Source organism: Paraburkholderia atlantica, assembly GCF_009362785.1.
GTDB lineage: Bacteria > Pseudomonadota > Gammaproteobacteria > Burkholderiales > Burkholderiaceae > Paraburkholderia > Paraburkholderia atlantica.
The window spans coordinates 95665-119471 of sequence record NZ_WHNQ01000008.1; the positions used below are offsets into that span (position 1 = coordinate 95665).

A 23807-nucleotide genomic window follows, 5' to 3' on the forward strand; every position below is an offset into this window, starting at 1 on the left:
AAAGCCTTACGCCTTTAGCATCTTCTTGCCGTTCGCTCCGAGCAACGGCAAGTCGCGGACCCGCACACCCGTCGCGTCGTCGATCGCGTTCGCGAGCGCCGCGGCGGCCGGGCCTTGCGCCGCTTCTCCGACACCGAGGAATGGCAAGCCAGGCCGGTCGATCAACAGCACGTCCACGCGTTTGGGTACGGACGAGAAGCGCATGATCGGATAAGTGCTCCAGTCATAGCTCGTGATGCGTTGCGGATCGAATTGAGTTTCTTCATAGAGCGTCCAGCTCATGGTTTGCAAAATGCCGCCTTCGATCTGATTGCGCACACCGTCCGGATTCACGATCTGTCCGCAATCGACGGCTGCGACGACGCGCTCGATGCTGAGCTCGCCGGTATCGCGCAGCACCGTCACGTCCATCGCGACCGCAAAGTAGGCCATCAGGTTCTTGTATTGGGCGAACGCAAAGCCGGTGCCGTGTGAACGCGGGCTAGCGTCGCCCGTCAGCGCACTGTGAGCATGCCAGCCGAATTGATCGGCTACTGCGCGAATCACGCCATGCGCGCGCGGATCATCGAGATGTTTGAGGCGAAACGCAACGGGGTCGGCGTGCGCGGCTCTGGCGAGCTCGTCGATGAAACTCTCGATCGCGAACACGTTCATGTGCGCGCCGAGCGAGCGCATCGCGGAGACGCGGATCGGCATCGTGGGCACGAAATGATGCTGCACGTGCAGGCTGGGCACGCGGTAAAGCGGAATGCTGTTGCGGTCGCCTCCGCCTTCCGGCATCGGAATCGGCTTCGGCGGCGCGGGGGTGAACGGTTGCGCAAGGAGCTGCGCGGGCAGCAGGCGGCCTGCATTCTCGATGCGGTTGTTATGCGTATTGCTCCATAGCTCGTAACGCCAGTCGGCAATCATGCCTGCCGCATCGAGCGTTGCCTTCGCGTCGACTGTCATGGCAGGGCCGAACGGCTCCCACATGTGTTCCTGTTCTCGCATCAATTGCACGCGCACCGGGCGGCCAGGCAGCTCGCGTGCGATGAGGGCGGCGTCGGCCGCGACATCGTCCGCGCCATTGTGTCCGTAGCAGCCCGAACCTTCCACGTGCACGCAGCGCACCTTACCGGGCGGCATCGCGAGCATTTCGGCAATGCCCGCATGCAGCGGAAAGACGCCTTGCGTGTGCGTCCACACGGTCATCACACCGTTGTCGAGCTGCGCGACCGCACACGATGGCCCAATCGAGCCATGCGTCAGATACGGCCTCGAATAGCGCGCCCGCAGCGTCGCCATGGGTGCGGCCTTGCTGGTCGCCGTGCCCTGATCGGCCACCGCGATTTCCTGTGCAGGCAGACTCATCAGCAACGCGTGGACGTTCGCCGGATCGGGCAGCGGCGGCCCCGAGCGCCACTGCGCGGCGAGCGCAAGCTCACGCATCGCGAGGATGGCGCGCCATTCGTCGTCGGCGACCACCGCGAGGTAGTTGCCGTTGCGCACGACCTTGACGACCCCGGGCAGCGCCTCGACGCGCCCGCTATCGACCGAAACGAGCCTCGCGCCATAAGACGGCGGCCGCACGACGCGGGCATGCAGCATGCCGGGCGGCCGCAGGTCCTGGACATAGCTCGCGCCGCCCGTCACCTTTCCCGGGATATCCACGCGCGGCAGCATATGGCCAATCAGCGCGTAGGCCGATGGCGGCTTTGTCGGCGCGTCGGGCTGGGCGTTCTGATGGAGGTCCGCGTGTTGCACGGCTTCGCCATAGCTGACGCGTCGTCCGTCGGCGGCAATCACGGCGCCGTCGCGTGTCGTCAGGGCAGCTGCGTCTACGCCCAGTCGCAACGCCGCGCTCGCGACCAGCAGCGCGCGCACTTGAGCGGCGGCGTTGAGGATTGCGGTGCCGCTGTCCGCCATCGTGTGACTGCCGGCGGTGTAGCCTTCGTTCGGCGTTCTGGTGGTGTCGGCGGTGACCAGTTCGATCGCATCAGGCGCGAGATCCAGCTCTTCCGCGGCGACCTGCAGCAGCGCGGTGCGAATGCCCGTGCCCAGCTCCGCTTTGCCGGTGAAAACGCTCACGTGACCGTCCGGGGTGACCTTGATCCACGCATCGAGCAACGGCGTGGTCTTGAGACTGCCCGGCAGCTTAGGGGCGCTCGCATTGAAGGTGCCCGCTTCGGTGGTGGTTTGCGCGAGCGCGGCCACGGCTGGCGCGATCGCGAAGCTCACCATCAGCGAGCCGCCAACCAGGAAGCGGCGCCGCGTAGGGTCATCCGGGGCGCTGCCGTGGGCGGCGGAGAATGGGCGGCCGTCGCTCACGACTGCGCCCCCTCGCCGGTACGCGGCGAACCGGTCGCGACTTGCCGGATCGCCGCGAGAATGCGCATGTGCGTGCCGCAGCGGCACAGGTTCGGCTGCATGTAGCGGCGGATCTGTTCATCGCTTGGATGCGGGACTCGCTCCAGCAGCGTCTGCGCTCGCATGATCATGCCGGCGATGCAATAGCCGCATTGCGCGGCCTGTTCGTCGATGAAGGCTTGCTGAAGTGGTCCCGGATGTTGCGCGCTGCCGAGTCCTTCGACGGTTCGCACTGGCCGCTCGCCGACGGCCACGACCGGCATGAGGCACGAGAACACCGGTTTGCCGCCGACGCTGACCGTGCATGCGCCGCATTGACCGAGACCGCAGCCGAACTTCGCGCCGTCGAGCTGCAACTCGTTGCGCAGCACGTAGAGCAACGGCGTCGACGGGTCGACATCGACCGCATGACTGACGCCGTTGACGTTGAGTGTGATCATCGTGGCAGGCCGTCCTTGCGAAATTGCGCGACCGCGCGGGCGTCGAGCGTGGGCCACGCGTCGCGTGCGGTGAAGCGTTCGCGCGTGTAGTTGGCGAGCTCCGCTATCTGTGCATCCGTGAAGGTGTTGGCGAATGATGGCATGAAGGGCGCGCTATCGCTTTCGTGCCAGTCGATTCCATCGAGGAGAAAACGGACCATGTTGCGTGGGCTGTCGGCGTTGACGGCCGTGGAAAGGGACAGCGACGGTCGAGCGCCCCCGTTCGACATCGGCGCGCCTTCGGCATGGCACGAGGCGCAGGCCGCGGCGAACAGATTCGCGCCGCCGCCGGGCGCGGGGGACACGGGCGCGGAGGAAGCGGAAGGCGAGGCGACCGGTCGCTCCGGCACTTTTGGCCCCCGGGATGGCAATGCCAGCAGATACGCGGCCATCGCCTCTACGTCGGAGGCGGATGCGTCCGCGAGCGTGCGCGTGACCGGGCGCATCGGACCTGCTGCCGCGCCATGGGCGCTGGCGAGGCCCGTGCGCAGATAGCCGACGAGCTGTGCCTGCGTCCAGGGCGTGGGACGTGAAGCGAGGTCCGTCAGCGCGGGCGCATCCCATCCTTCGATCGTGCCGCCTTGCAGCGCGTGGTCGCGGCGCTCGGCGCCGAGGCGGTCGAGCGGCGTGTGGCACGCACCGCAATGACCGAGGCTTTCGACCAGATAACGCCCGCGTGCGAGGTCCGGCGCTTCGGTCGGCGACGGTGCTGCTTCGGTACCGGTATGCAGGTAAAAAAGATTCCACACGGCGATGAGGGGCCTGAAGCCGAGCGGGAAGATCAGCTCGTTATGCGGCGCAGGTGCGATGACGGGAGCGCGGCTCATCAGCCATGCATACAGCGAGCCGATATCGGCATCGCTCAGGTGCGTGAAGTGGGGATACGGGAATGCGGGGTAGAGCAGATGACCGTCGCTGGACACGCCGCGCCGCATCGCGCGTTCGAACGCGTCGAGCGTCCAGCCTCCGATGCCGGTCTCGTTGTCCGGGGTGATGTTGGTCGAGTAAATGACGCCAAATGGTGTTTGCAGCGGCATTCCGCCCGCGAGGGGCTGGCCGCCCGTCGCGGTGTGGCACGTGACGCAATTGCCAATCGCCGCGAGCTTCGCGCCGCGCGCCGCGGCAGCGGTATCGCTGTCGGCCGCGATGGGCGCGGTGACGGCATCCGGCGCGGGCTCCCGTGCATGCGCGCCGGGTCCGCCGTACGCGGCCATCAGGGCAACCAGAATAACGGTCACGCCTGCACTTGCCACCCGTCCCTTCATCTGGCCTCCATCGCCGAACCGTCCGCGCATCATCGTTGCAGGATGCGTCGCGCGGCTTCAAGGCGCGCAAGCGGCGTTCCTGATGGCGGCTCGTCTAGCCGGCTGCGATCGCGATGGCGATCTGCACGAACAGCACCTTGACGATAGTCATCGACGGAAAAATCATCGCGTACATGACGTCGGGCTGATCAGTCGGCGCGATGCGGTTGGCGAAGGCGAGAATCGCGGGATTGCCGGTCGCGCCGCAGATCACGCCGACCGAGGTATCGAAAGACAGTCTGAAGATCCACAGGCAGCACACAGCCGTGACGCCGACGAGCACCAGCAGCGTAATCACGCCATAAAGCAGCAGCAGCGGTCCGGCGGTGCCGACGGTCGCGACGAACTTCGGTCCGCAAGACAGACCTACCTGTGCGAGAAAAATCGTCAGCCCGAGATTGCGCAGCACGAGATTTGCAGAGAGCGGCATCACCCACACGAACGGTCCGCTGCGGCGCGCCTTGCCGAGGCACAGCGCGACCAGTAGCAACGCCGCGAGACCCAGGCTGAACGCGCCGAGACCGGGCGCGCGCAGCGGGATCGCACCGACCAGCAGCCCCGCTGCAGCGCCGATGCCCAGACAGATGAAACTGAGGTCGGCCGTGCCCTTGATCGAATCGCCGAAGAACGCGCGGACCCTCGCGCGATGCGCGTTACTGACGAGCAGGCCGACGCGGTCGCCCGCTTCGAGAATGAGGTCTGGCGTCGACAGCAGATCGGCGTCGCCGCGCCGCACGTGCGCGACCGCGCAGTGCACTCCATCCGGAAAGCGCAGATTGCCGAGCGCCGTGCCGACGACCGACGGACTCGACGCGAACACGCGCAGATAGTCCAGGTCTTCCCGATGACTCGAGATACGCCCGGGCTGTGCCTCCCCGCAGAGCGCCGTTGCTTCGTCGAGCGGACGGCGCTCGGTGGCGGTCGCAAGGAGAACGTCGTCGGCGCGCAGCGTGAAGTCGTCGCTGGGCAGCTGATTGTGATGCGCGCGCCGCACGGCCGCGATCACGACGCCGGCAGGCAGGCGGGTCGAGAGCTCCGACAGCGTGAGACCGAAGAGACTGGCATTGCGCAGCGCGATTTCGGCGGTTTCCAGCACCTTCGCGGGCGGTTTCGGTATTTTGGCTTTCAGGGCCGCGTTCAGCACATAGAGAAACAGGATCGGCCCGGCCACGCCGAACGGATAGGTGACGCTATAAGCCACGGCGGCATTGCTGCTTTTCATCGATGCGATGGCGACCTGCAGGCTCGCCGTGCTGGTGCCGCTGCCCGCGAACATGCCGAGCGCATCGGCGAGTGTGATGCCGAAATGGATGAAGGCGCACGCCACCAGACCCGAAGCGATCACGCCCAGACAGGCGGCCGCGTTGGCCTTCACACCGTCGCGGCTGGTGAGTCCGCGGAAGAACTGCGCGCCGTACTGAATCCCGATGCCATACAGAAACAGCAGCAGACCGAGTGTGCCCAGCAACGCCGGCGGCGCGGATTTCGGCGCGAACGCGCCGAGCCCCAGCCCAACGAACAGCACGGCCCCCGAGCCCAGAGCCACGCCCTTGATTGTGATTTCGCCGACCAGGTAGCCGAGCGCAATGGTCAGAAAGAGCGCTAGCAGCGGCTGAGTTTCGAGGAAAGTTCTGACTGCTTCCATGCCGCCCCCTATGTACGCGTCGCTCCTATCGCATTGCGCCCGCGAGGTTGCCCGAGCCGAGACCCACGATCAGATCGAGTGCGCCGTTCTTCAGCGCTTGCGTGGCGACCACGCCCGCCGCTTTCAATCCGGCCGCGTCGATGCGCGACGCATCCGATAGCTCGACACGCAACCGTGTGGCCGCCAGCGCGTCGAGCTTCAGGATGTTGGCCGCGCCGCCCAGCGCCGCACGGATCTTTTCCGCGCGCTCCGTTTCCTGCGGCGATTGTTGCGCCGAGGCGGCGACTGCCGCTGGAGCCGCGGCAGCCGCCGCCGCCGCGCCTTCCACGCCAGGCGCGCCGGCCGCCGGCAGATCCGCTTCGGCGCCCGCTGTCTTCAGATAGTCCTGCATGTCGGTTTTCATGTTTTCCGACAACGGCCCGAAGATCGCCTGCACGCCGTTGCCCACTCGCACCACACCCGCAGCACCGAGCGCCTTGAGCTTGTGTTCGTCGACGAGCGCCGGGTCCTTCACGGAGATGCGCAGCCGGGTGATGCAAGCGTCGAGACTCGTGATATTGGAGCGGCCGCCAAAGGCGAGCACCAGTTCGCGCGAGCGTCCGCCCGCGCCGCTCGCGGCAACCGCCACGGTGTCCGCCGTGTCGTCCTCGCGGCCAGGCGTCTTGAGGTTGAAGCGTGTGATGACGAAGCGGAACACGCCGTAGTAGATCACCGCGTAAATTGGACCAAGGATGAAAACGTACCAGGCGTGCGTGGCTTTCCCGCCAATCAGGTTGAACATCAGAAAATCGATGCCGCCTTGCGAGAACGTGAAGCCCATGCGCATGCCCAACGTGTTCGCCACGAACTGCGCCGACGCCGCCAGGCATGCGTGAATCAGGTACAGCACCGGCGCGACGAACAGGAATGCGAATTCGATCGGCTCGGTGATGCCGGTGAGGAAAGAAGTCAGCGCGGCGGAAACCATCATGCCGCCGACGGCGACCTTCTTCTCCGGCTTCGCGCAATGCCAGATCGCGATCGCCGCGGCCGGCAGGCCGAACATCTTGAACAGGAACGCGCCCGCAAGAATGCCTGCGGTGGGGTCGCCCGCGAAATAGCGGGTGATGTCACCGTGAACCTCCTTGCCGGTCGTCGGGTCGACGAAGCTGCCCATTTCGAAGAAGAACGGCACGTTCCAGATGTGATGCAGACCGAACGGAATCAGCAGACGTTCGACGAAACCGTAGACCGTCGCGGCGGTGCGCGGGTCCGAGACCGCCGCCCAATGCGAGAAAGCCTTGATTGCGCTGCCGATCGGCGGCCACACGAAGGACAGGATCGCGCCGAGCACGATCGAGCCGATCGCGGTCACGATGGGCACGAAGCGCTTGCCGGCGAAGAAGCCGAGATACGGCGGCAACGTGATCCGGTAGTAGCGGTTGAACATCCAGGCCGCAAGACCACCGGCGAGGATGCCGCCGAACACGCCGGTCTGGATCGACGGTATGCCCATGATCGTGTCGGTTTCGATGCCCTCGATCTTGGCGATCACACCGAGCGTGGCCGTCATCACCAGATACCCGATCGTTGCGGCGATGCCCGAGACGCCATCGTTCTCGGTGAAGCCGAGCGCGACGCCGATCGCGAAGATCAGCGGCAGGTTCGCGAAAATCACGTCGCCCGCGTTCTTCATCAACGCGAGCACGACGATCGGCACGTAACCGTGGAAGTCGGTGGCGCCGAGACCGAGCAGCAGGCCGGCTACCGGCAGCACGGCGACGGGCAGCATCAGCGATTTGCCGATCTTTTGCAAGACTCCGAACGCATGCGAGAACATGGCTGATCTCCTGTTGATCCGCTCAGTCGGCAAAGCGCGACAGATGCGCGCGGACTTCCGCGGCGGTGCCCAGAACCAGCACCTCGGCGGCGAGTTTCTTTGCTTCGTCGGTCGTGATGCGTGCCAGCTGGGCCTTGATCGAACCCACTGCGGGAATGCTCACCGATAGCTCGTCGATGCCAAGGCCGACGAGCACGGGCACCGCCATCGCATCCGACGCGATGCCGCCGCAGATGCCGACCCATTTGCCGTGCTGGTGCGCACCGTCGACCGTCATGCCGATCAGACGCAACACCGCCGGGTGCAGCGCGTCGGCCTGCTTCGCAAGTTGCGGATGGCCCCGGTCCATCGCGAGCGTGTATTGCGTGAGGTCGTTCGTGCCGATCGAAAAGAAGTCGACTTCGCGTGCGAGCGGCTCGGCGATCAGCGCGGCCGCCGGGACTTCGATCATGACGCCCACTTTCACGCTCGCCGCGCGATCGCCGGCTTCTTCGAGCAGGATCTTGCGCGCGGCCCGCACTTCCTCGACCGTCGTGATCATCGGGAACATCACGTGCAGATTGCCGAGCGGCGCCGCGCGCAGGATCGCGCGCAGTTGCGTGCGGAAGATGTCGGGGCGCTCCAGGCTCACGCGCACACCGCGCAGGCCGAGAAACGGGTTGTCTTCCTTCGGCAGCGGCATATACGACAGCGGTTTGTCGCCGCCGACGTCGAGCGTGCGGACCACCAGCGTGCGCTCCCGGCCGAGCGCCTCTGCGACGGCGCAATATTCGGTGGCCTGTTCGTCTTCGGTTGGCGCGGTGTCGCGCGCGTCGAACAGGAACTCGGAACGCAACAGACCCACACCTTCCGCACCGCCAGCGACCGCGTCGCGCGCTTCCTGCGCATTGCGGATGTTCGCGACGACTTCGACGCGGTGGCCGTCGGCCGTCATTGCGAGTTTGGTTGCCGCGAGCTTTTCGTCTTCGCGTTTGGCGGCCTGGCGCCTGATGCGTTCGCGCGCCTTTTCCAGTTCTTCGGCGCTCGGATTGCGCCGCAAGCTGCCGCGCGAACCGTCGAGCACGACGGGCGTGCCGTCGGCGAGTTGCAGCGCGCGCGCGTCGATACCGCAGATCGCCGGAATGCCGAGCGAGCGCGCGAGGATCGCGACGTGGCTGGTCGCGCCGCCGGTCGTCGTGCAAAAGCCGAGCACCTTGCTGCGATCGAGCGACGTGGTGTCGGACGGCGACAGTTCCTCGGCGATCAGGATCGACTCTTCCGGCACGTCGATCTGCGCCTGCTTCACGCCGGCGAGCATCGCGAGCACACGGCGGCCGACGTCGCGGATATCGCCGGCGCGTTCGCGCAGCAGCGGATTGTCGAGCTTTTCGAGCATGCTTGCCTGGTTCTGGAACGCATCGCGCCACGCGAACCCCGCGCCCTTTCCCGCGCTGATGCTGCTGATAGCAGCGTCGTTGAGGTCAGGATCGTCCAGCAGTTCGAGATGCGCGTCGAGGATCTGCGCTTTCGACGGATCGGTGAGCGTCGCCTTGAGCCCCTCGATCTGCTGACGCGCCTGATGCTGCGCCGCTTCGAGTTGCGCCCGTTCGCGTTGCGGCGACTCGCCCGCTTCGTTCACCTCGATCACTTGCTGGCGGAACTGCACGATCTTGCCGACCGAAAGCCCAGGCGAAGCGGAGACGCCGATGAATTCGTTGGCGTCGGCGGGAGCCGCCTCGCTCGGTGCCGGCACTGGCGCAGCCGGTGCGCCTGGCGCGGCCGCCGCGGGGGCGGGCGCATCGCCGGGCTTTTCGCCCGACCCCTCGGCAAGCAGTCGCGCGACGGTGCTGGCCGCCTCCGCCGCGTCGGGACCGCGGGCCTCGACGCGCAGCTTGTCGCCGAACTTCGTTGCGAGCCCCATGATCGCGACGACGGACTTGGCATTTGCGCTGGCGTCGCCGCGCAGCAGCCGGATATCGGACTTGAACTTCTTCGCTTCGACCGCGACGACCGCGGCGGGCCGCGCATGCAGGCCCGCCGGATTCGGCAGCGTGATCTCGCCGGAGAGGATCGCGCCGGTGGCGCTGGCCGTTTCCTTGTCCTCCGTGCTGCCGACCATTTCGACGTACAGCGCGACGTCGGTGCCGGCGACGACGAGCCCTTTCGCGGGAACGTAGCGCGTGACGAGATCGCCATTGGCGATGACCATTTGCGTGAGCAGGCTGGTTGCTTTTGCGCCGACCACGATCGGGTCGAAGCGGATCAGCGGCGTGCCCGCGGCGACGGTGTCGCCTTCCTTGACCAACGGCATGAAGCCCTCACCGCGCAGCAACACGGTGTCCAGCCCGATATGCAGCAGCACTTGCAGACCGTTGTCGCCGGTGATCGTTGCGGCGTGGCAAGAGCTGTGGAGTTGCGTGACCTTGCCGGCAAGCGGCGATAGCAGTTCATCCGAGGTCGGATCGATCGATACGCCATCGCCGACCATCTTCTGGGCAAAGACCGGATCGGGCACGCTGTCGAGAGGAACCAGTACGCCCGACAGTGGCGCCATCAACTCGATGCGCTGAGGACGCTGAGGAGCTTTCATCGCCAAGACTCCTTTACATTGACGCTCGCCTGCGGTGGTTCGACTCGAGCCGCGTGAGCGCGACATTCATCCGTGCGGTCGGCACGATTGCCGGTTACGCCGGTCACCTACTTGTGAGCGGCGCACGTTACCAAAGCGTCGGTGACAGAAACTCGGGAAACCCAACAAGGTCGCGCACGTCGCCCGTATGCGCAAACTGCTGCTTACCCCTCGATGCGATTGTTCTCACCGGAAAGCCTCGGCAGTCTGATTTCGTTTGTGCGTGACATCTCGGCTTTCAAGATGGTTGCCGCCCACGCAGCCTCGACCGGGGGGGTGGGCGGAAAAACGTCGGGCGCGCTGCGACGGCGCTGTTTGCGTGTGTCGGCCGCCTCGCGCCTGGGGGCGACCGCTCGCACCGTGATCCCGGAAAAAGGACCCGGAAAGCGCTCTGAAAGAGAGCATATGTTACTGAGCGCAGATTGCAAGACGAGACGATTTCGGAAATGGATTTTCCGAATTTTTCGAATTCCAGTCGGAAGACGGGCACGGCAAATATTAATTGGCGTGTGGCGCAGTTTTACTTCTGTGTTTTATACGCTTAGCGAGGCGCGGCGTCTGCTTCGTCTGCAACCACATTTACCGTGTCGAACTCGATAAGCAGTTCCGCGCCCAATGAGGCGCTGACGGATGCAATCGGCATATTGGGGCGGTTTTCTTTCCCGAAATACGGTTTTTCGAGCGCATCGAGCGCGCGTTGATAATCCGGGGACTGGAAATCCGTCAGTGTGCGCAACGCGCTGCCTTGCAAACGATTTCCTCATTCAGAACATCATTTATGAAGTAAAGACGATTGATTTAGGTGGCTGGGGTGAGCGTGGAGTGTTCATATCGCTTGAGTGAATCCCATGCAACTGTTGTAGTTGTAGCGCGCACGGTCCATGCACGCTTGGACTGTTCCGTATCCGCTGATCAGGCCAGTCGGGATAACTATCACGGAGCCCTATTGGACACGGCGAAAAATGAAGTCATCAAGCGGCAGCGAACACTGCAATACCGCCTTGGCGGCCCGATGCAAGCACTTCGGCGCGACTTACGCGATCTTGTACAGGACTGTCAACGAAACGCCTCACGCCGCTGATGACGAACGCTTTCATGCTGGCGCATATGAAAGAGGCTACGCGGTCGTTTCGGCTGTTAGCGGAATATTGCCGCCCGTGCATTGTTCAGCCACACCTTCTAGTCTTTTCATCGTACGACTCTTGTTCAAACATGAGACCCCGCCTAAAGTGTCGGGCTTCAACCTGGCATCAGGGTCATCATGCACATCGATACACCTACGACTTCAGCATCCCTCGAAGGGAGTTCAACGTCCGCAAGTCAATGGCTATCCGTCATCGCTGTTGCGGTAAGCGCGTTCGCCTTCGTGACGGCCGAGTTTTTGCCTGTCGGCCTGTTGCCGCAGATCGCACACGATCTCGGCGTGTCGCCCGGTGTCGCTGGCCTCATGGTCACCACGCCCGGCTTGATGGGCGCGATATTGGCGCCGACGCTGATCGTCAGCGCGGGCCGCATGGACCGTCGGTACGTTTTCCTGCTCCTCACCGCGGGACTGCTGATCTCGAACGTCGTGTGTGCCATCGCCCCGAACCTTGCGATCATGCTGGTAGGTCGGGCTCTGCTTGGCGGCGCATTGGGCGGCTTCTGGACTCTGGCGACCGCGGCCGCTCCTCGACTCGTGCAGGCAAAGGATGCCGCCAAAGCGACCGGGACCATTCTGACCGGCGTGACCTTCGCAACCGTGATCGGCGTGCCGCTCGGGACGTTCATCGCGTCGTTCGCATCGTGGCGCCTGTCGTTCGCCGCGACCGCGGGCCTCGTGTCGCTCGCCTTGCTGGCGCAGGCGTTCCTCGTGCCTTCGTTGCCGTCGGCATCGGCATTGCGGATCGCCGATTTCAAAACACTGCTTGGCCGGTCTCATACGAGGCTGAGCATGGTGATGGTCGCGCTCGTCTTCGGCGCGCATTTCTCGACCTACACGTACATTGCTCCGCTGCTCGAACACGACTTCTCGTTGAGCGCCATCACGCTGTTGCTGTTCGGATTCGGTCTGATCGGCTTCTTCTCGAATGCGTTGGCGTCGATGGTGATTTCGGACCATCTGAAGAAATCCGTCGCCGCGATGGTCCTGCTGCTATTGGGCGCGATGTCGTCGATGTTGCTGCTCGAACATTCGCCGATCGGCGAGACCGCGGGAATGCTGCTGTGGGGAATCGCGTTCGGAGCGCTGCCGCTTTGCTTCAGCGTATGGATTCAGCGCAGCACGACGGACCTGCCCGAAGCGGGGTCGGCGATGTTCGTCAGCATCATCCAGGTGGCGATTGCGGCGGGCTCGGCAGTGGGAGGCACCATTGTCGACCGGGCGGGAATTCACGCCGACTTCACGCTGGGACTTGGACTCGCGCTGCTGGGTCTCGTGACACTGCAACGGCTTGCTGTGCTGGAACGACCGGCCGCTGCGTCTTCCCTTGATTGCGCGTGCGATGCGTCGGCTGACTGACGCAACAGAACCGAAACAGAACAAAAACGGCGCGAGACCGCACTCGCGATACCCGGCCGGGTCGACGATGCGGCCCGCCAGGCGACGAACGCGTCAAACAGCCGTCTTCACGACTCTGGGTTGAAACGGGGCGTTGAGCGGCACGTCGCCAGCGGCCTCGTTGCGGGCAGCGCTCGTCGACAGATAGCGCAAACAGCACACGCGCAGAAACGACGCGAAATTCAACGGCTCCTCGCCGCGCAACGCGATCAGTTCGTCGTGAAGCTTCACGACGAACTGGGTCGTCGTCACGTCCTCGCGGTTGGCGATTTCCTGAAGCACGTCCCAGAAGAGATTTTCGAGCCTCACCGTGGTCACGACGCCATGAATGCGCAGCGCGCGCGTGCGCGACTCGTAGAGGATCGGATCAGCGTTGACATAGACGTTGCACATACGGTCAGCCTTTCTCGCAAGTGATGACGTCGCAGGACGCGAAGCGCGCGACGCGGTTGCTCATGCCGTCGTGGTCGAGCGTAACACGCTTGCTCGCCCGCGATGCCGCGCTTCGGTCCTGGCGCTCCTTCAATGCGCGATGCGCGTGCCCAGCAGCGCAAGAAACTGCGCGATCCAGTTCACGTGCGAAGTCCACGCGGGCGCGGTGACGAAGTTCTCGTCGGTGATCGCGTCGGGCCAGTCGAGCGCCACGTACTCCGCGCCCGCGAGCTTCACTTCGGGCGCGCAGGCCGGATACGCGGAGATGCGCCGGCCTTCGATCACGCCCGCCGCAGCCAGCAGTTGCGCGCCGTGGCAGACCGCGGCAATCGGTTTCTTCGCTTCGGCGAATTGGCGCACCCAGCCGATCACCTTGTCGTTGAGCCGCAGATACTCGGGGGCGCGGCCGCCGGGCACGAGCAGCGCGTCATATTGCGCGGGGTCCACCGACGCGAAATCGGTGTTCAGCGTGAAGTTATGGCCGCGCTTTTCGGTGTAGGTCTGATCGCCTTCGAAGTCGTGGATCGCGGTGCGGATCGCGTCGCCCGCGCGCTTGTCGGGCGCGACGACGTCCACCTTATGACCGACTGCCCCCAGTGCCTGAAACGGCACCATCAACTCATAGTCTTCGACGAAATCCCCGGCGATGATAAGAATGCGCTTTGACATGCTTCGTGTCCTCTCGAATCGGGTTGGGAAAGGCGAGGCGGACGCGCTATCGCGGTGTGCGCAAAGCGGCCGTTGAAAAGCAATATAGCGGTCGACGCAGCGGGCGGGGTAATACGCGGCTAAATGCGGACCAGGGATTTCACTGAGCTGAACGCAATTCATCCCTCAGGCCAAAGAAAAAGAGTCGCGCTCGATTCGAACGCGACTCTTCTGTCATTGGAAAGGTCCATTCAACCGCGCAGATTCGACACACATCGCTGCAGCACCTTGCGCAGCGTATCGACCGGGATTTCCGTTACTCCGTCCAGCATGGACGCTTCGAGCATGTCGATCGCCGAATCGCATTCCTTCAGTACCCGGCGCCCTTCGTCGGTCAGAAACAGATGAATCAGCCGGCCGTGGGTAGGATGCCCAGCGCGTCCGACCCAACCGTTGGCCTCCATCGTCTTGACAACTTCGTTGGCCGACTGCGGCGTGATGAACGAGCGTTCGGCGAGTTTCGCGTTGGTCATCGCGCCGCTGGCGCTGATCACCGAGAGCGCGGTGAATTGAGGCAAGGTCAGCCCGAATTCACCCAGTACATCGATCAAACTGCGTTTGAGCAGGCGGTCCAGTTGGCCGACCACATAGGAAACGCGGGCAGGTGGCGCACCGGTTTTCGTTGAACCGGCCTGTTTGGCAAGGGGCGTTCGCCGCTTCTCCATTGTCTTGATCATTATCAGGTTGCCTTAGGTGTTTCTACCAGGCATATCATATTCTACTTTCAATATCAGGCATCCTGAGACTAGACTCATCGTCAATTCCGGGGGTGCTATGGGAAGGGTTCTGATAAGTGACGCAAAGATCATTGTCAGAAATCTTCTCCTTCCCATGGCCGCTTCGTCGAACAACGAAGCGTAGCTTGCCACTGGTAATTCAATCAAAGGTTAAGGAGACGTCATGTCAAGTGTTGCTAATCGGTCGAGTGCCGTGGGCTCCAGTACTGCACTAACGTTGGGATTGTGCTTTCTCGTCGCGGTGCTGGAGGGTATCGACCTGCAGTCCACCGGCGTTGCGGCGCCTCGAATGGCGCACGAGTTCGGCTTGTCGGTCGGGCAGTTGGGGCTCGCTTTCAGCGCCGGCATGTTGGGGCTTTTGCCGGGCGCGATGATCGGCGGCAGACTCGCCGATAGGATCGGCCGCAAGCGCGTTTTGATGATCTCGATGGCGGTATTCGGCATCTTCTCGATCGCGACCGCGCAGGTCTGGAGCTTCGAAAGTCTGCTGATTGCTCGCTTGCTGACGGGCATCGGGCTCGGCGGCGCGATGCCGAACCTGATCGCGTTGTCTTCCGAGGCGGTCGATCCGCGTCACCGCAACACGGCGGTCAGTGTCATGTATTGCGGTATGCCGGTCGGCGGTGCGCTTGCCGCATTGATCGCCGTGCTGAGCGCGGGTGCTACTGCGTGGCGTCATATCTTCTACGTAGGCGGAGTCGGACCGCTGCTCATCATTCCGCTGCTGATCGCGTTGCTGCCTGAGTCACGCGAATTCGCGGCAGAGTCGCGCGAATCGACCAAAGCGGACAAACCGCTGCTTTCGACGCGCGAAGTGCTGTTCGGCGAGGGGCGCGCCGCGGCGACGATCGGTATCTGGATCAGCTTCTTCTGCACGCTGATCGTTCTTTACTTCCTGCTGAACTGGTTGCCTTCGTTGACCGTGGGGCGTGGCATGAGCCGCTCGCAGGCTGGGATTGCACAGATCTTTTTCAACGTCGGCAGCGTGATCGGCGTGCTCGGCATCGGTCTGCTGATGGATCGGTTCAGACAAGGCCTGTCAGTCACGGCAGTCTATGCGTGCATCGTCGGTGCATTGGTCGCGCTTTCGCAGGTCGCCAGCATCGAGACGTTGTCCGTTGCCGTGCTGTTTGCCGGCATGGGCGTCGTCGGCGCGCAGTCGATGCTGTATGCGCTGTCCGCCGCCAGCTATCCGACCAGCGTGCGGGGTACGGGAGTCGGCGCCGCGGTGGCGGTGGGACGCGTCGGTTCGATCGTCGGCCCCGCTGCTGCCGGGCAATTGCTGTCGATGGGAAAAAGCTCGGCGCTCGTCATCGGTGCGAGTGTGCCCGTGACGATCATTGCGGCGATCACGGCATTGCTCGTCATTCGCTCCAACGCCGCGAAACGCTAAGTATTCGTTGATGGACCCAGCTTGGCCCGGCGTTTTCGCGCCGTGCCATTTTCATGCTTCATACCCGATTCGTCATGCCTCGGTCCGCAAGCCGAGCAGCCTGACGGCGTTCTCTTTCAGAACCAGCGGCTTCACTTCGGGCTTGATGTCGAGTGTATCGAAGTCCTCCAGCCAGCGGTCCGGGCGGATCAGCGGGAAGTCGGACGCGAACAGCACCTTGTTGCGCAACAGCGTGTTCGCATACTTGACCAGCTCGGGCGAAAAGTACTTCGGCGACCAGCCCGACAGATCGATATACACGTTCGGCTTGTGCAGCGCGATCGACAGCGCCTGCTCCTGCCACGGCCACGACGGATGCGCGATCACGATCTTCATGTCGGGAAAATCGACGGCGACATCGTCGAGGTAGATCGGCTCCGAATACTTGAGACGCAAGCCGCCGCCACCGCGCATACCCGAGCCCATGCCCGAGTGTCCACTGTGAAAAACCGCCGGCAGCCCGTACTCGGCGATTACTTCGTATAGCGGGTAAGCCATGCGGTCGTTGGCGAAAAAGCCCTGCATCGTAGGGTGAAACTTGAAGCCGCGCACGCCGTGATCCTCGATGAGCCGCCGCGCTTCGCGCGCGCCGAACTTGCCTTTATGCGGATCGATGCTGGCGAACGCAATCATGATGTCGGCGTTGTTCTGCGCGAACTCCGCGACCTCTTCGTTCGAAATGCGACGGCGCCCGATGTTCGCTTCGCAGTCGACGGTAAACATCACGAAGCCGATCTTGCGCTCCCGATAGTGCTCGATCGTTTCGGGAATGGTCGGGCGGCGCCCTTGTTTGAGCACGGTGCCGAAGTATTTGTCGGCGGCTTCGTCGAATTCCTTTGCAAACAGGTCTGGCGGTTGGCAGCACGACACCTCGGCGTGCACGTGGGTGTCGATGGCCTTCAGTTGGTCGATGTCCAATGGCGTCTCCTATGTGTGATTGAAGCGGATGCGTCAGGCTGCGCGAAGATTGCGCACGCACGTCAACAGCAGGTCTTTCAGCGTCTGCGAACCGTGTTCATCGATTTCGCCGAGCATCGATTGCTCGACCCGGTCCGCGGCACCGTCGCACTGAGCCAGCAATGTTTCGCCGGCCTTCGTCAGCGACAGCAGCCCGACCCGACGGTTGAGCGGATCGGCCACACGCGTGACCCATCCATTCGCTTCCATCGATTTGACGACCGCGCTGGCCGCTTGCGGCGTGATCAACGAGCGCTGCGCGAGCTGCGCGTTCGACGAACGCGCTCGCGCCCGCAGCACCGACAGAGCCGTGTATTGCGGCAACGTCAGACCATGCGACGCAAGCGCTTCGGAAAGTTGCTGCGTGAGAATCTTGTCGAGCTGTCCGGTCAGGTAGCTGAGGCGCACCGGAGCGGCAGCATGCCGTCGATCGCGCAGGTTGCGCCGCGTCGGGGCGCCCGATGTCGTTGCAGACCCTGACGGCTTTCTCGTGATCGTCGGCATAGGCGGTTAGGGGTTTGTACCAAGACCTCTACATTGTACTTTACTTATCAGGTCGCCTGATATTAAATTGCACTCAGGCCGCGAGGGCGGCATTGATACGGAGATGCAGATGAGTTACGAAGGGCGCTGGAAAACGGTCAAGGTCGCAGTGGAAGGCGGGATCGCCTGGGTCACGTTCAATCGTCCGGAAAAGCGCAACGCTATGAGCCCGACGCTGAACAAGGAAATGATCGACGTTCTCGAGACGCTCGAACTCGACGCCGAAGCCCAGGTTCTCGTGCTGACCGGCGAAGGCAGCGCGTGGACGGCGGGCATGGACCTGAAGGAATATTTCCGCGAAGTGGACGCGGGCCCGGACGTGCTGCAGGAGCGGATTCGCCGCGACGCGAGCCGCTGGCAATGGCAATTGCTGCGCATGTACTCGAAGCCGACCATCGCGATGGTCAACGGCTGGTGCTTCGGCGGCGGCTTCTCGCCGCTCGTCGCCTGCGATCTGGCGATCGCAGCGGACGAAGCCGTGTTCGGCCTGTCCGAAATCAACTGGGGCATTCCGCCGGGCAACCTCGTGAGCAAGGCGATGGCCGATACTGTCGGTCATCGCGAAGCGCTGTACTACATCATGACGGGCGACACCTTCACGGGTCCGCAAGCTGCGAAGATGGGTCTCGTGAACAAGAGCGTGCCGCTCGCGCAACTGCGCGACGAAACGATCGCTCTCGCGGCGAAACTGCTGAACAAGAACCCCGTCGTGCTGCGCAACGCGAAGCATGGCTTCAAGCGTTCGCGCGAACTCACGTGGGAGCAGAACGAAGACTACCTGTACGCGAAGCTCGACCAGGCGAATCATCGCGATCCGGAAGGCGGCCGCGAACAGGGCTTGAAGCAGTTCCTCGACGACAAGAGCATCAAGCCGGGCTTGCAGACCTACAAGCGCTAAGCGGCGCACTTCAGCGGTACGACTGAGGAGACGAACACATGCATCAAACGAACCTGTTGATTGGCGGCGCGAAACGTGCCGCGTCGAACGGCAAGACCTTCGAGCGCATCAATCCCGCGACGAACGCGGTGGCCACCCGCGCAGCGGCGGCTACGGTCGAAGATGCCGATGCGGCCGTCGCGGCCGCGGCGCGCGCGTTCCCGGCATGGGCGGCGCTCACGCCTACCGAGCGGCGCAAACGCCTGCTCACCGCCGCTGATCGCATGGACGCGCGCACGGCCGAGTTCATCGCGATCGGCGCGGCCGAAACGGGGGCGATGGCGAACTGGTACGGCTTTAACGTGATGCTCGCGGCCAACATGCTGCGCGAAGCCGCGGCGATGACGACGCAGATCGACGGCGCGGTGATTCCTTCGGACGTGCCGGGCAGCCTCGCGATGGCCGTGCGTCAGCCGTGCGGCGTCGTGCTCGGCATGGCGCCGTGGAACGCACCCGTGATTCTCGCGACGCGCGCACTCGCGATGCCGCTCGCGTGCGGCAATACGGTCGTACTGAAGGCGTCGGAAGGTTGTCCCGGCGTGCATGCGCTGATCGGCGAAGTGCTGAACGACGCGGGTCTCGGCGACGGCGTCGTCAACGTGCTCACGCATGCGCCGGAAGATGCGCCCGCGATCGTCGAGCGTCTGGTTGCGAATCCCGCCGTGAAGCGCGTGAATTTCACCGGGTCGACGCGGGTCGGCCGCATCGTCGCCGAGCTTTCGGCGCGCCATCTGAAACCCGCGCTGCTCGAACTGGGCGGCAAGGCGCCGGTGCTCGTGCTCGACGACGCGGACCTCGACGCTGCCGTCGAAGGTATCGCGTTCGGCGCGTTCTTCAATCAAGGGCAGATCTGCATGTCGACGGAACGCGTGATCGTCGATCGCAAGGTTGCCGATGCGTTCGTCGAGAAGCTCGTCGCGAAAGCGCGCACGCTGAAGGCTGGCGATCCGACTCAACCGGGCTCGATCCTCGGCACGCTGGAGAGCGAAGCCGCCGCGCGGCGCATTCGCGCGCTCGTCGAAGACGCCCGCGAAAAGGGTGCGAAGCTGCCCCTCGGTTGCGAGGTGAACGGCGCGATCATGCAGCCGGTGATCGTCGAGAACGTTACCCGCGAGATGAAGCTCTATGCCGACGAATCGTTCGGCCCGGTGGTGACGGTGCAGCGCGTGGATGGCGACGATGAGGCGCTGACGGTTGCCAACGATAGCGAGTACGGCTTGTCAGCCGCGGTGTTCAGCCGCGATATTGCGCGCGCGATGAACGTCGCGAAACGCATCGAGTCGGGCATCTGCCACATCAACGGCCCGACCGTGCACGACGAGGCGCAGATGCCGTTCGGCGGCGTGAAGGCGAGCGGTTATGGGCGCTTCGGCAGCAAGGCGTCGATTCCCGAGTTCACCGAGTTGCGCTGGATCACGGTGCAGACGAGCCCGCGTCATTATCCAATCTAGGCGTCGGCTCGCGGCCGCAATGATTGCGGCCACCCCATCCTTGCATGAGACAGCGAAACCGTTTCCTTGAGAAACGGCACAACCAGGAGACAGGTTTTGGAATCGGAGCACAGCCACGCTAGCTCTCTGGCGACCGGATACCGGAGCGTCGCCATCGGAGCGCCTTCCTCGCGGATCGAGAAACGCGGCGACTGCTGGTACCTCGAGTCACTCGAACCTCTGGGCCCGTTTCCGGAGCGCTTTACCGACCGCTTGCTGAGCGGCGCACGCGCGCATCCCGACCGGCTGCTCGTTGCACGACGCGATGCCAACGGCGCGTGGCAGGGCATCACGTACGCGCAAATGCTGGAGCGCGCGCGTGCGATCGGGCAGGCGCTGCTCGATCGCGATCTCAGCGCGGACCGCCCGTTGGTGATCCTGTCGGGCAACAGCGTCGAACATATGCAGCTCGCACTCGGCGCGATGTGGGCGGGTATCGCTTATGCACCCGTGTCGCCGGCCTATTCGTTGATGTCGGGCGATTACGGAAAGCTGCGCCATGTCCTCGAACTGCTCAAACCGGGTCTGGTCTACGCGGACGATATCGGCGCATATACAACGGCGCTCGATGCCGCGCTGGGTAGCGACGTCGAACGTGTCAGCGCGGTGAGCGTGCCAAACGCATCGGGGGTGACGCGCTTCGACGCATTGCTCGACACGGTCCCGCGCGACGTCGACGCGGCCAACGCGCGCGTGAATGGCGACACGATTGCGAAGTTCCTGTTCACGTCCGGCTCGACGAACCTGCCGAAAGCCGTGCCGACCACGCATCGAATGCTCGGCGCGAACCAGCAGATGCTGCTCGAAACCTTTCCGCAGTTCGGCATCGAGCCGCCGGTTCTCGTCGACTGGCTGCCGTGGAATCACACGTTCGGCGGCAGCCACAACGTCGGCATCGTGCTATACAACGGCGGCACGCTCTATATCGACGACGGCAAACCCGTGGCCGGCAAGTTCGACGAGACGCTGCGCAATCTGCGTGAGATCGCGCCGACCGTCTATTTCAACGTGCCGAAGGGTTGGGAAGAACTGACCATCGCGCTGGAAAAGGATGCGGTGCTGCGCGAGCGATTTTTCTCGCGCGTGAAGATGTATTTCTTCGCGGGCGCCGGTTTGTCGCAGGCGGCGTGGGAGCGTCTGGAGCGCGTGACGCTCGAACATTGCGGAGAACGCATCCGCATCATGGCCGGACTCGGCATGACCGAGACCGCGCCGTCGTGTCTGTTCACGACGGGACCGGTATCGTGCGCCGGCTATATCGGCTTGCCGCCGCCGGGATGCCAGGCCAAGATCGCGCCCGTCGATGGCAAATTCGAAGCGCGCTTTCGCGGCCCTCACGTGATGGGCGGCTACTGGCGCGCATCGCCGGCGCTACAAAGCAGCGTGTTCGACGACGAAGGCTACTACCGCACCGGCGACGCCGTGCGTTTCGTCGACCCGCAACGTCCCGAACTGGGCCTGATGTTCGATGGCCGCATCGCGGAAGACTTCAAGCTGGCCTCGGGAACCTTCGTCAGCGTTGGACCGATGCGCGCGCGCATCATCAGCGAAGGGGCGCCCTACGTTCAGGATGCCGTCATTACTGGCATGAATCGTGACGAAGTCGGCGTGATGATTTTTCCGCGGCTCGACGCGTGTCGCGCATTGGCGGGTTCGCCCGCGGATGCGAGCGCGGAGGACGTGCTCAACACGGCCGCCGTGCGCGATTTCTTCAGCGGGCTTCTCGCGCGGCTGAATCGGAGTGCGACAGGCAGTGCGTCGTTCATTGCCCGCATGCACCTGCTGAGCGCGCCGCCGTCGCTGGACCTCGGCGAGATCACCGACAAAGGCTCGATCAATCAGCGCGCCGTGCTCCAGCACCGGGCCGCTCTCGTGGAAGCCATGCACGAAGCCGACGCAGCCGACGCGACAGTGATCCATGCGCGCAAAGGCAGCTAGTCCGGGGAAGTAAGAAATGACGTTGATTTATCAGGCGCCACTACGCGACATGCGCTTCGTGATGGACGAGTGGCTCGACGCCGCGTCGTGGTGGCGCGATGTGCCCGACTGGCAGGACCTCGACTCGCAGACGGCGCAGCAGGTGCTGGAGGAAGCGGCGCGCTTCGTCGAGGAGCGCATCGCGCCGCTGAATGCGAGCGCGGATCTTGAAGGATGTCGTTTCGAAGCGGGCAAGGTGACGACGCCCGCGGGCTTTCGCGAGTCCTACGCGGAGTTCGTCGAAGCGGGTTGGCCGACGCTGTCGCTCGACGCCGAGCATGGTGGACAGGGCCTGCCGCAGCTTCTCGACGTTGCACTTCAGGAGATGCTCGCGGGCGCCAATCATGCGTGGCTGATGTCCCCTGGGCTCACGCACGGCGCGACTGCCTGCTTGCAGACGCATGGCAGCGAACGCGTGAAGACGGAATTGCTGCCGAAAATCGCGAGCGGCGAGTGGCTATCGACGATGTGTCTGACCGAGCCCCAGGCCGGCAGCGACGTCGGACTGATCCGTTCGCGTGCAGCGCAAGCGCCGGGCACCGACGGGTATTTCATCGACGGTAGCAAGATCTTCATCAGCGGCGGCGCGCACGATTTGACGGAAAACATCGTTCATCTGGTGCTCGCCCGTTTGCCCGATGCGCCATCCGGTACGAAAGGGTTGTCGCTGTTCGTCGTGCCGGAATGGCTCGAAGACGGCGACAGTGGACGCTCGCGCAATGGTGTCTATTGCGAAGGCATCGAAAAGAAAATGGGCCTGAAGGGCAGCCCGACTTGCACGATGCGCTTCGAACGCGCATTCGGTTGGCTCGTGGGCGAGCCGCATCGCGGCCTCGCCTGTCTGTTCGTGATGATGAACGCGGCGCGCCTGCAGGTCGCGATGCAGGGCCTCGGGCATGCGCACACCGCGTGGCAACGCGCGCATGCGTACGCGCAGGAACGCGCACAGATGCGCGCGGTGAGCGTCCCGCCCGGCGCGACCGTCCCAGCGGGGCAGGCTGCGCCGATCGCGTTTCATCCGGCCATGCGGCGGATTCTGATGGAGCTGCGGGCGATCGTCGAAGGCGAGCGCGCGATCGGTTACTGGACCGCGCATTGGCTCGACGTCGCCGCGCATCATGCCGATGCCGCCGAACGGGAACAGGCGGCGCAGCTCGCATCGCTGCTGACGCCGGTTGCGAAGGCGTTTTTTACGGCCAATGGTTTCGACGCCGCATCGAAGGCGTTGCAGGTGTTCGGCGGCTACGGATACATCCACGAGTACGGCATCGAACAGACGTTGCGCGATAGCCGCGTGTCGATGTTGTACGAAGGCACCAACGAGATTCAGGCGATCGATCTGCTGGTGCGGAAGGTGCTGCCGGACGGGGCGGGGGCCCTCGATGCGCTGCTTCGTCACGTGCGCGCGGAAGCGCGGTTGTGCCAGCAGTCCGATCCGCTGGTTCGTTCTGCGGGTGCGAAGCTCGAAGAGCTTGCGGAGATAGTCGGGAACACGACGCGGTCGATCAAGGCACGCCACGCGCAAGACCCGGAGACGGCCTACCGCGTCGCGGACGACTATCTCGCGATGCTTGGCTGGATGCTGCTGGCGTTCGCGTGGGCGCGCACGCTGCGAATTGCGACGCCGCAAGGCGAGGCGGACGCGTTCTATATGCAGAAGCGGGACACGGGCCGCTTCTTCTTCGACTATCCGCTCGCGGCCTTCGCTTATCGCCGCAGCCTCGTTGAAGCCGGTTGCGAGGCAGCGCTGCCGTACGTTTGAAAGCCAGCTCCACAATCCCGACGATTCGATTCGCCAGCCGATCCGACGAAGTTCGCCTAAGCTGATGACGCCATGCCATCATGTACCTGGCG

18 protein-coding genes are annotated in these 23807 nt (G+C 64.0%); 6 read left to right on the plus strand and 12 right to left on the minus strand.

Translation table 11 applies throughout. The features are described from left to right. Window positions 1-6: 6 nt before the first annotated feature. From GCT19_RS14035 to GCT19_RS14065, 7 genes are all read right to left on the minus strand, one after another. A complete protein-coding gene (locus GCT19_RS14035) occupies window positions 7-2307 on the minus strand; it encodes a xanthine dehydrogenase family protein molybdopterin-binding subunit (RefSeq protein WP_321576806.1) in 2301 nt (766 codons plus the stop codon). Further along, window positions 2304-2786 (minus strand): (2Fe-2S)-binding protein, encoded by a 483-nt coding sequence (locus GCT19_RS14040; protein ID WP_018437416.1) that lies wholly within the window; start codon window positions 2784-2786, stop codon window positions 2304-2306. Before GCT19_RS14040 ends, GCT19_RS14035 begins: the two co-directional genes overlap by 4 nt. Continuing rightward, window positions 2783-4090 carry a c-type cytochrome gene (locus tag GCT19_RS14045; protein WP_018437415.1) on the minus strand — a complete coding sequence of 436 codons (1308 nt, stop codon included), beginning with the start codon at window positions 4088-4090 and terminating at the stop codon, window positions 2783-2785. The genes GCT19_RS14040 and GCT19_RS14045 overlap by 4 nt, the downstream gene beginning before the upstream one ends. Before the next feature lie 94 nt (window positions 4091-4184). Continuing rightward, on the minus strand, window positions 4185-5774 hold the full coding sequence (locus tag GCT19_RS14050) for an aspartate:alanine exchanger family transporter (RefSeq protein ID WP_152852289.1): 1590 nt from the start codon (window positions 5772-5774) through the stop codon (window positions 4185-4187). Window positions 5775-5799: 25 nt separating this feature from the next. Continuing rightward, window positions 5800-7593 (minus strand): PTS glucose transporter subunit IIBC, encoded by a 1794-nt coding sequence (gene ptsG, locus GCT19_RS14055; RefSeq protein ID WP_152852290.1) that lies wholly within the window; start codon window positions 7591-7593, stop codon window positions 5800-5802. Between the two features lie 22 nt (window positions 7594-7615). Next, the gene (ptsP, locus tag GCT19_RS14060) at window positions 7616-10162 is read right to left on the minus strand and encodes a phosphoenolpyruvate--protein phosphotransferase (RefSeq protein WP_152852291.1); all 2547 of its coding nucleotides are present in this window, start codon (window positions 10160-10162) and stop codon (window positions 7616-7618) included. A 580-nt stretch (window positions 10163-10742) separates the two neighbouring features. After that, a complete protein-coding gene (locus tag GCT19_RS14065; RefSeq protein WP_018437411.1) occupies window positions 10743-10952 on the minus strand; it encodes a hypothetical protein in 210 nt (69 codons plus the stop codon). A gap of 510 nt (window positions 10953-11462) precedes the next feature. Here GCT19_RS14065 and GCT19_RS14070 point away from each other — a divergent pair. Continuing rightward, entirely contained in the window at window positions 11463-12701 is a 1239-nt protein-coding gene (locus GCT19_RS14070) for an MFS transporter (protein ID WP_152852292.1), read from the plus strand. 93 nt (window positions 12702-12794) lie between these two features. On the opposite strand, the gene GCT19_RS14075 is transcribed toward GCT19_RS14070, so the two are convergent. The 3 genes from GCT19_RS14075 to GCT19_RS14085 all read right to left on the minus strand — a co-directional run bounded on the left by GCT19_RS14075 (window position 12795) and on the right by GCT19_RS14085 (window position 14557). Beyond that, window positions 12795-13133, minus strand: a complete 339-nt coding sequence (locus tag GCT19_RS14075) for a ribbon-helix-helix domain-containing protein (protein WP_018437409.1) — start codon at window positions 13131-13133, stop codon at window positions 12795-12797. A gap of 129 nt (window positions 13134-13262) precedes the next feature. Continuing rightward, window positions 13263-13841: a DJ-1/PfpI family protein gene (locus tag GCT19_RS14080; RefSeq protein ID WP_018437407.1), complete on the minus strand. Its 579-nt coding sequence runs from the start codon at window positions 13839-13841 to the stop codon at window positions 13263-13265. Between the two features lie 230 nt (window positions 13842-14071). Next, the gene (locus tag GCT19_RS14085; protein ID WP_013093235.1) at window positions 14072-14557 is read right to left on the minus strand and encodes a MarR family winged helix-turn-helix transcriptional regulator; all 486 of its coding nucleotides are present in this window, start codon (window positions 14555-14557) and stop codon (window positions 14072-14074) included. A gap of 223 nt (window positions 14558-14780) precedes the next feature. On the opposite strand from GCT19_RS14085, the gene mhpT reads away from it, so the two are divergent. Further along, a complete protein-coding gene (gene mhpT, locus GCT19_RS14090) occupies window positions 14781-16010 on the plus strand; it encodes a 3-(3-hydroxy-phenyl)propionate transporter MhpT (RefSeq protein WP_035492016.1) in 1230 nt (409 codons plus the stop codon). Between the two features lie 72 nt (window positions 16011-16082). Here mhpT and GCT19_RS14095 read toward each other — a convergent pair whose 3' ends face one another. Beyond that, the gene (locus GCT19_RS14095) at window positions 16083-16967 is read right to left on the minus strand and encodes a 4-hydroxyphenyl-beta-ketoacyl-CoA hydrolase (RefSeq protein ID WP_013093237.1); all 885 of its coding nucleotides are present in this window, start codon (window positions 16965-16967) and stop codon (window positions 16083-16085) included. A gap of 33 nt (window positions 16968-17000) precedes the next feature. Continuing rightward, the gene (locus GCT19_RS14100) at window positions 17001-17414 is read right to left on the minus strand and encodes a MarR family winged helix-turn-helix transcriptional regulator (protein WP_311548505.1); all 414 of its coding nucleotides are present in this window, start codon (window positions 17412-17414) and stop codon (window positions 17001-17003) included. A 205-nt stretch (window positions 17415-17619) separates the two neighbouring features. On the opposite strand from GCT19_RS14100, the gene GCT19_RS14105 reads away from it, so the two are divergent. The 4 genes from GCT19_RS14105 (at window position 17620) to GCT19_RS14120 (ending at window position 23715) form a co-directional block, all read left to right on the plus strand. Next, window positions 17620-18447, plus strand: a complete 828-nt coding sequence (locus GCT19_RS14105; protein ID WP_013093239.1) for a p-hydroxycinnamoyl CoA hydratase/lyase — start codon at window positions 17620-17622, stop codon at window positions 18445-18447. A gap of 38 nt (window positions 18448-18485) precedes the next feature. Beyond that, window positions 18486-19937: an aldehyde dehydrogenase gene (locus GCT19_RS14110; RefSeq protein WP_018437402.1), complete on the plus strand. Its 1452-nt coding sequence runs from the start codon at window positions 18486-18488 to the stop codon at window positions 19935-19937. Between the two features lie 96 nt (window positions 19938-20033). Continuing rightward, the gene (locus GCT19_RS14115) at window positions 20034-21914 is read left to right on the plus strand and encodes a feruloyl-CoA synthase (protein ID WP_152852294.1); all 1881 of its coding nucleotides are present in this window, start codon (window positions 20034-20036) and stop codon (window positions 21912-21914) included. A gap of 16 nt (window positions 21915-21930) precedes the next feature. Then, window positions 21931-23715, plus strand: a complete 1785-nt coding sequence (locus GCT19_RS14120; RefSeq protein WP_152852295.1) for an acyl-CoA dehydrogenase family protein — start codon at window positions 21931-21933, stop codon at window positions 23713-23715. Window positions 23716-23807 lie beyond the last annotated feature (92 nt).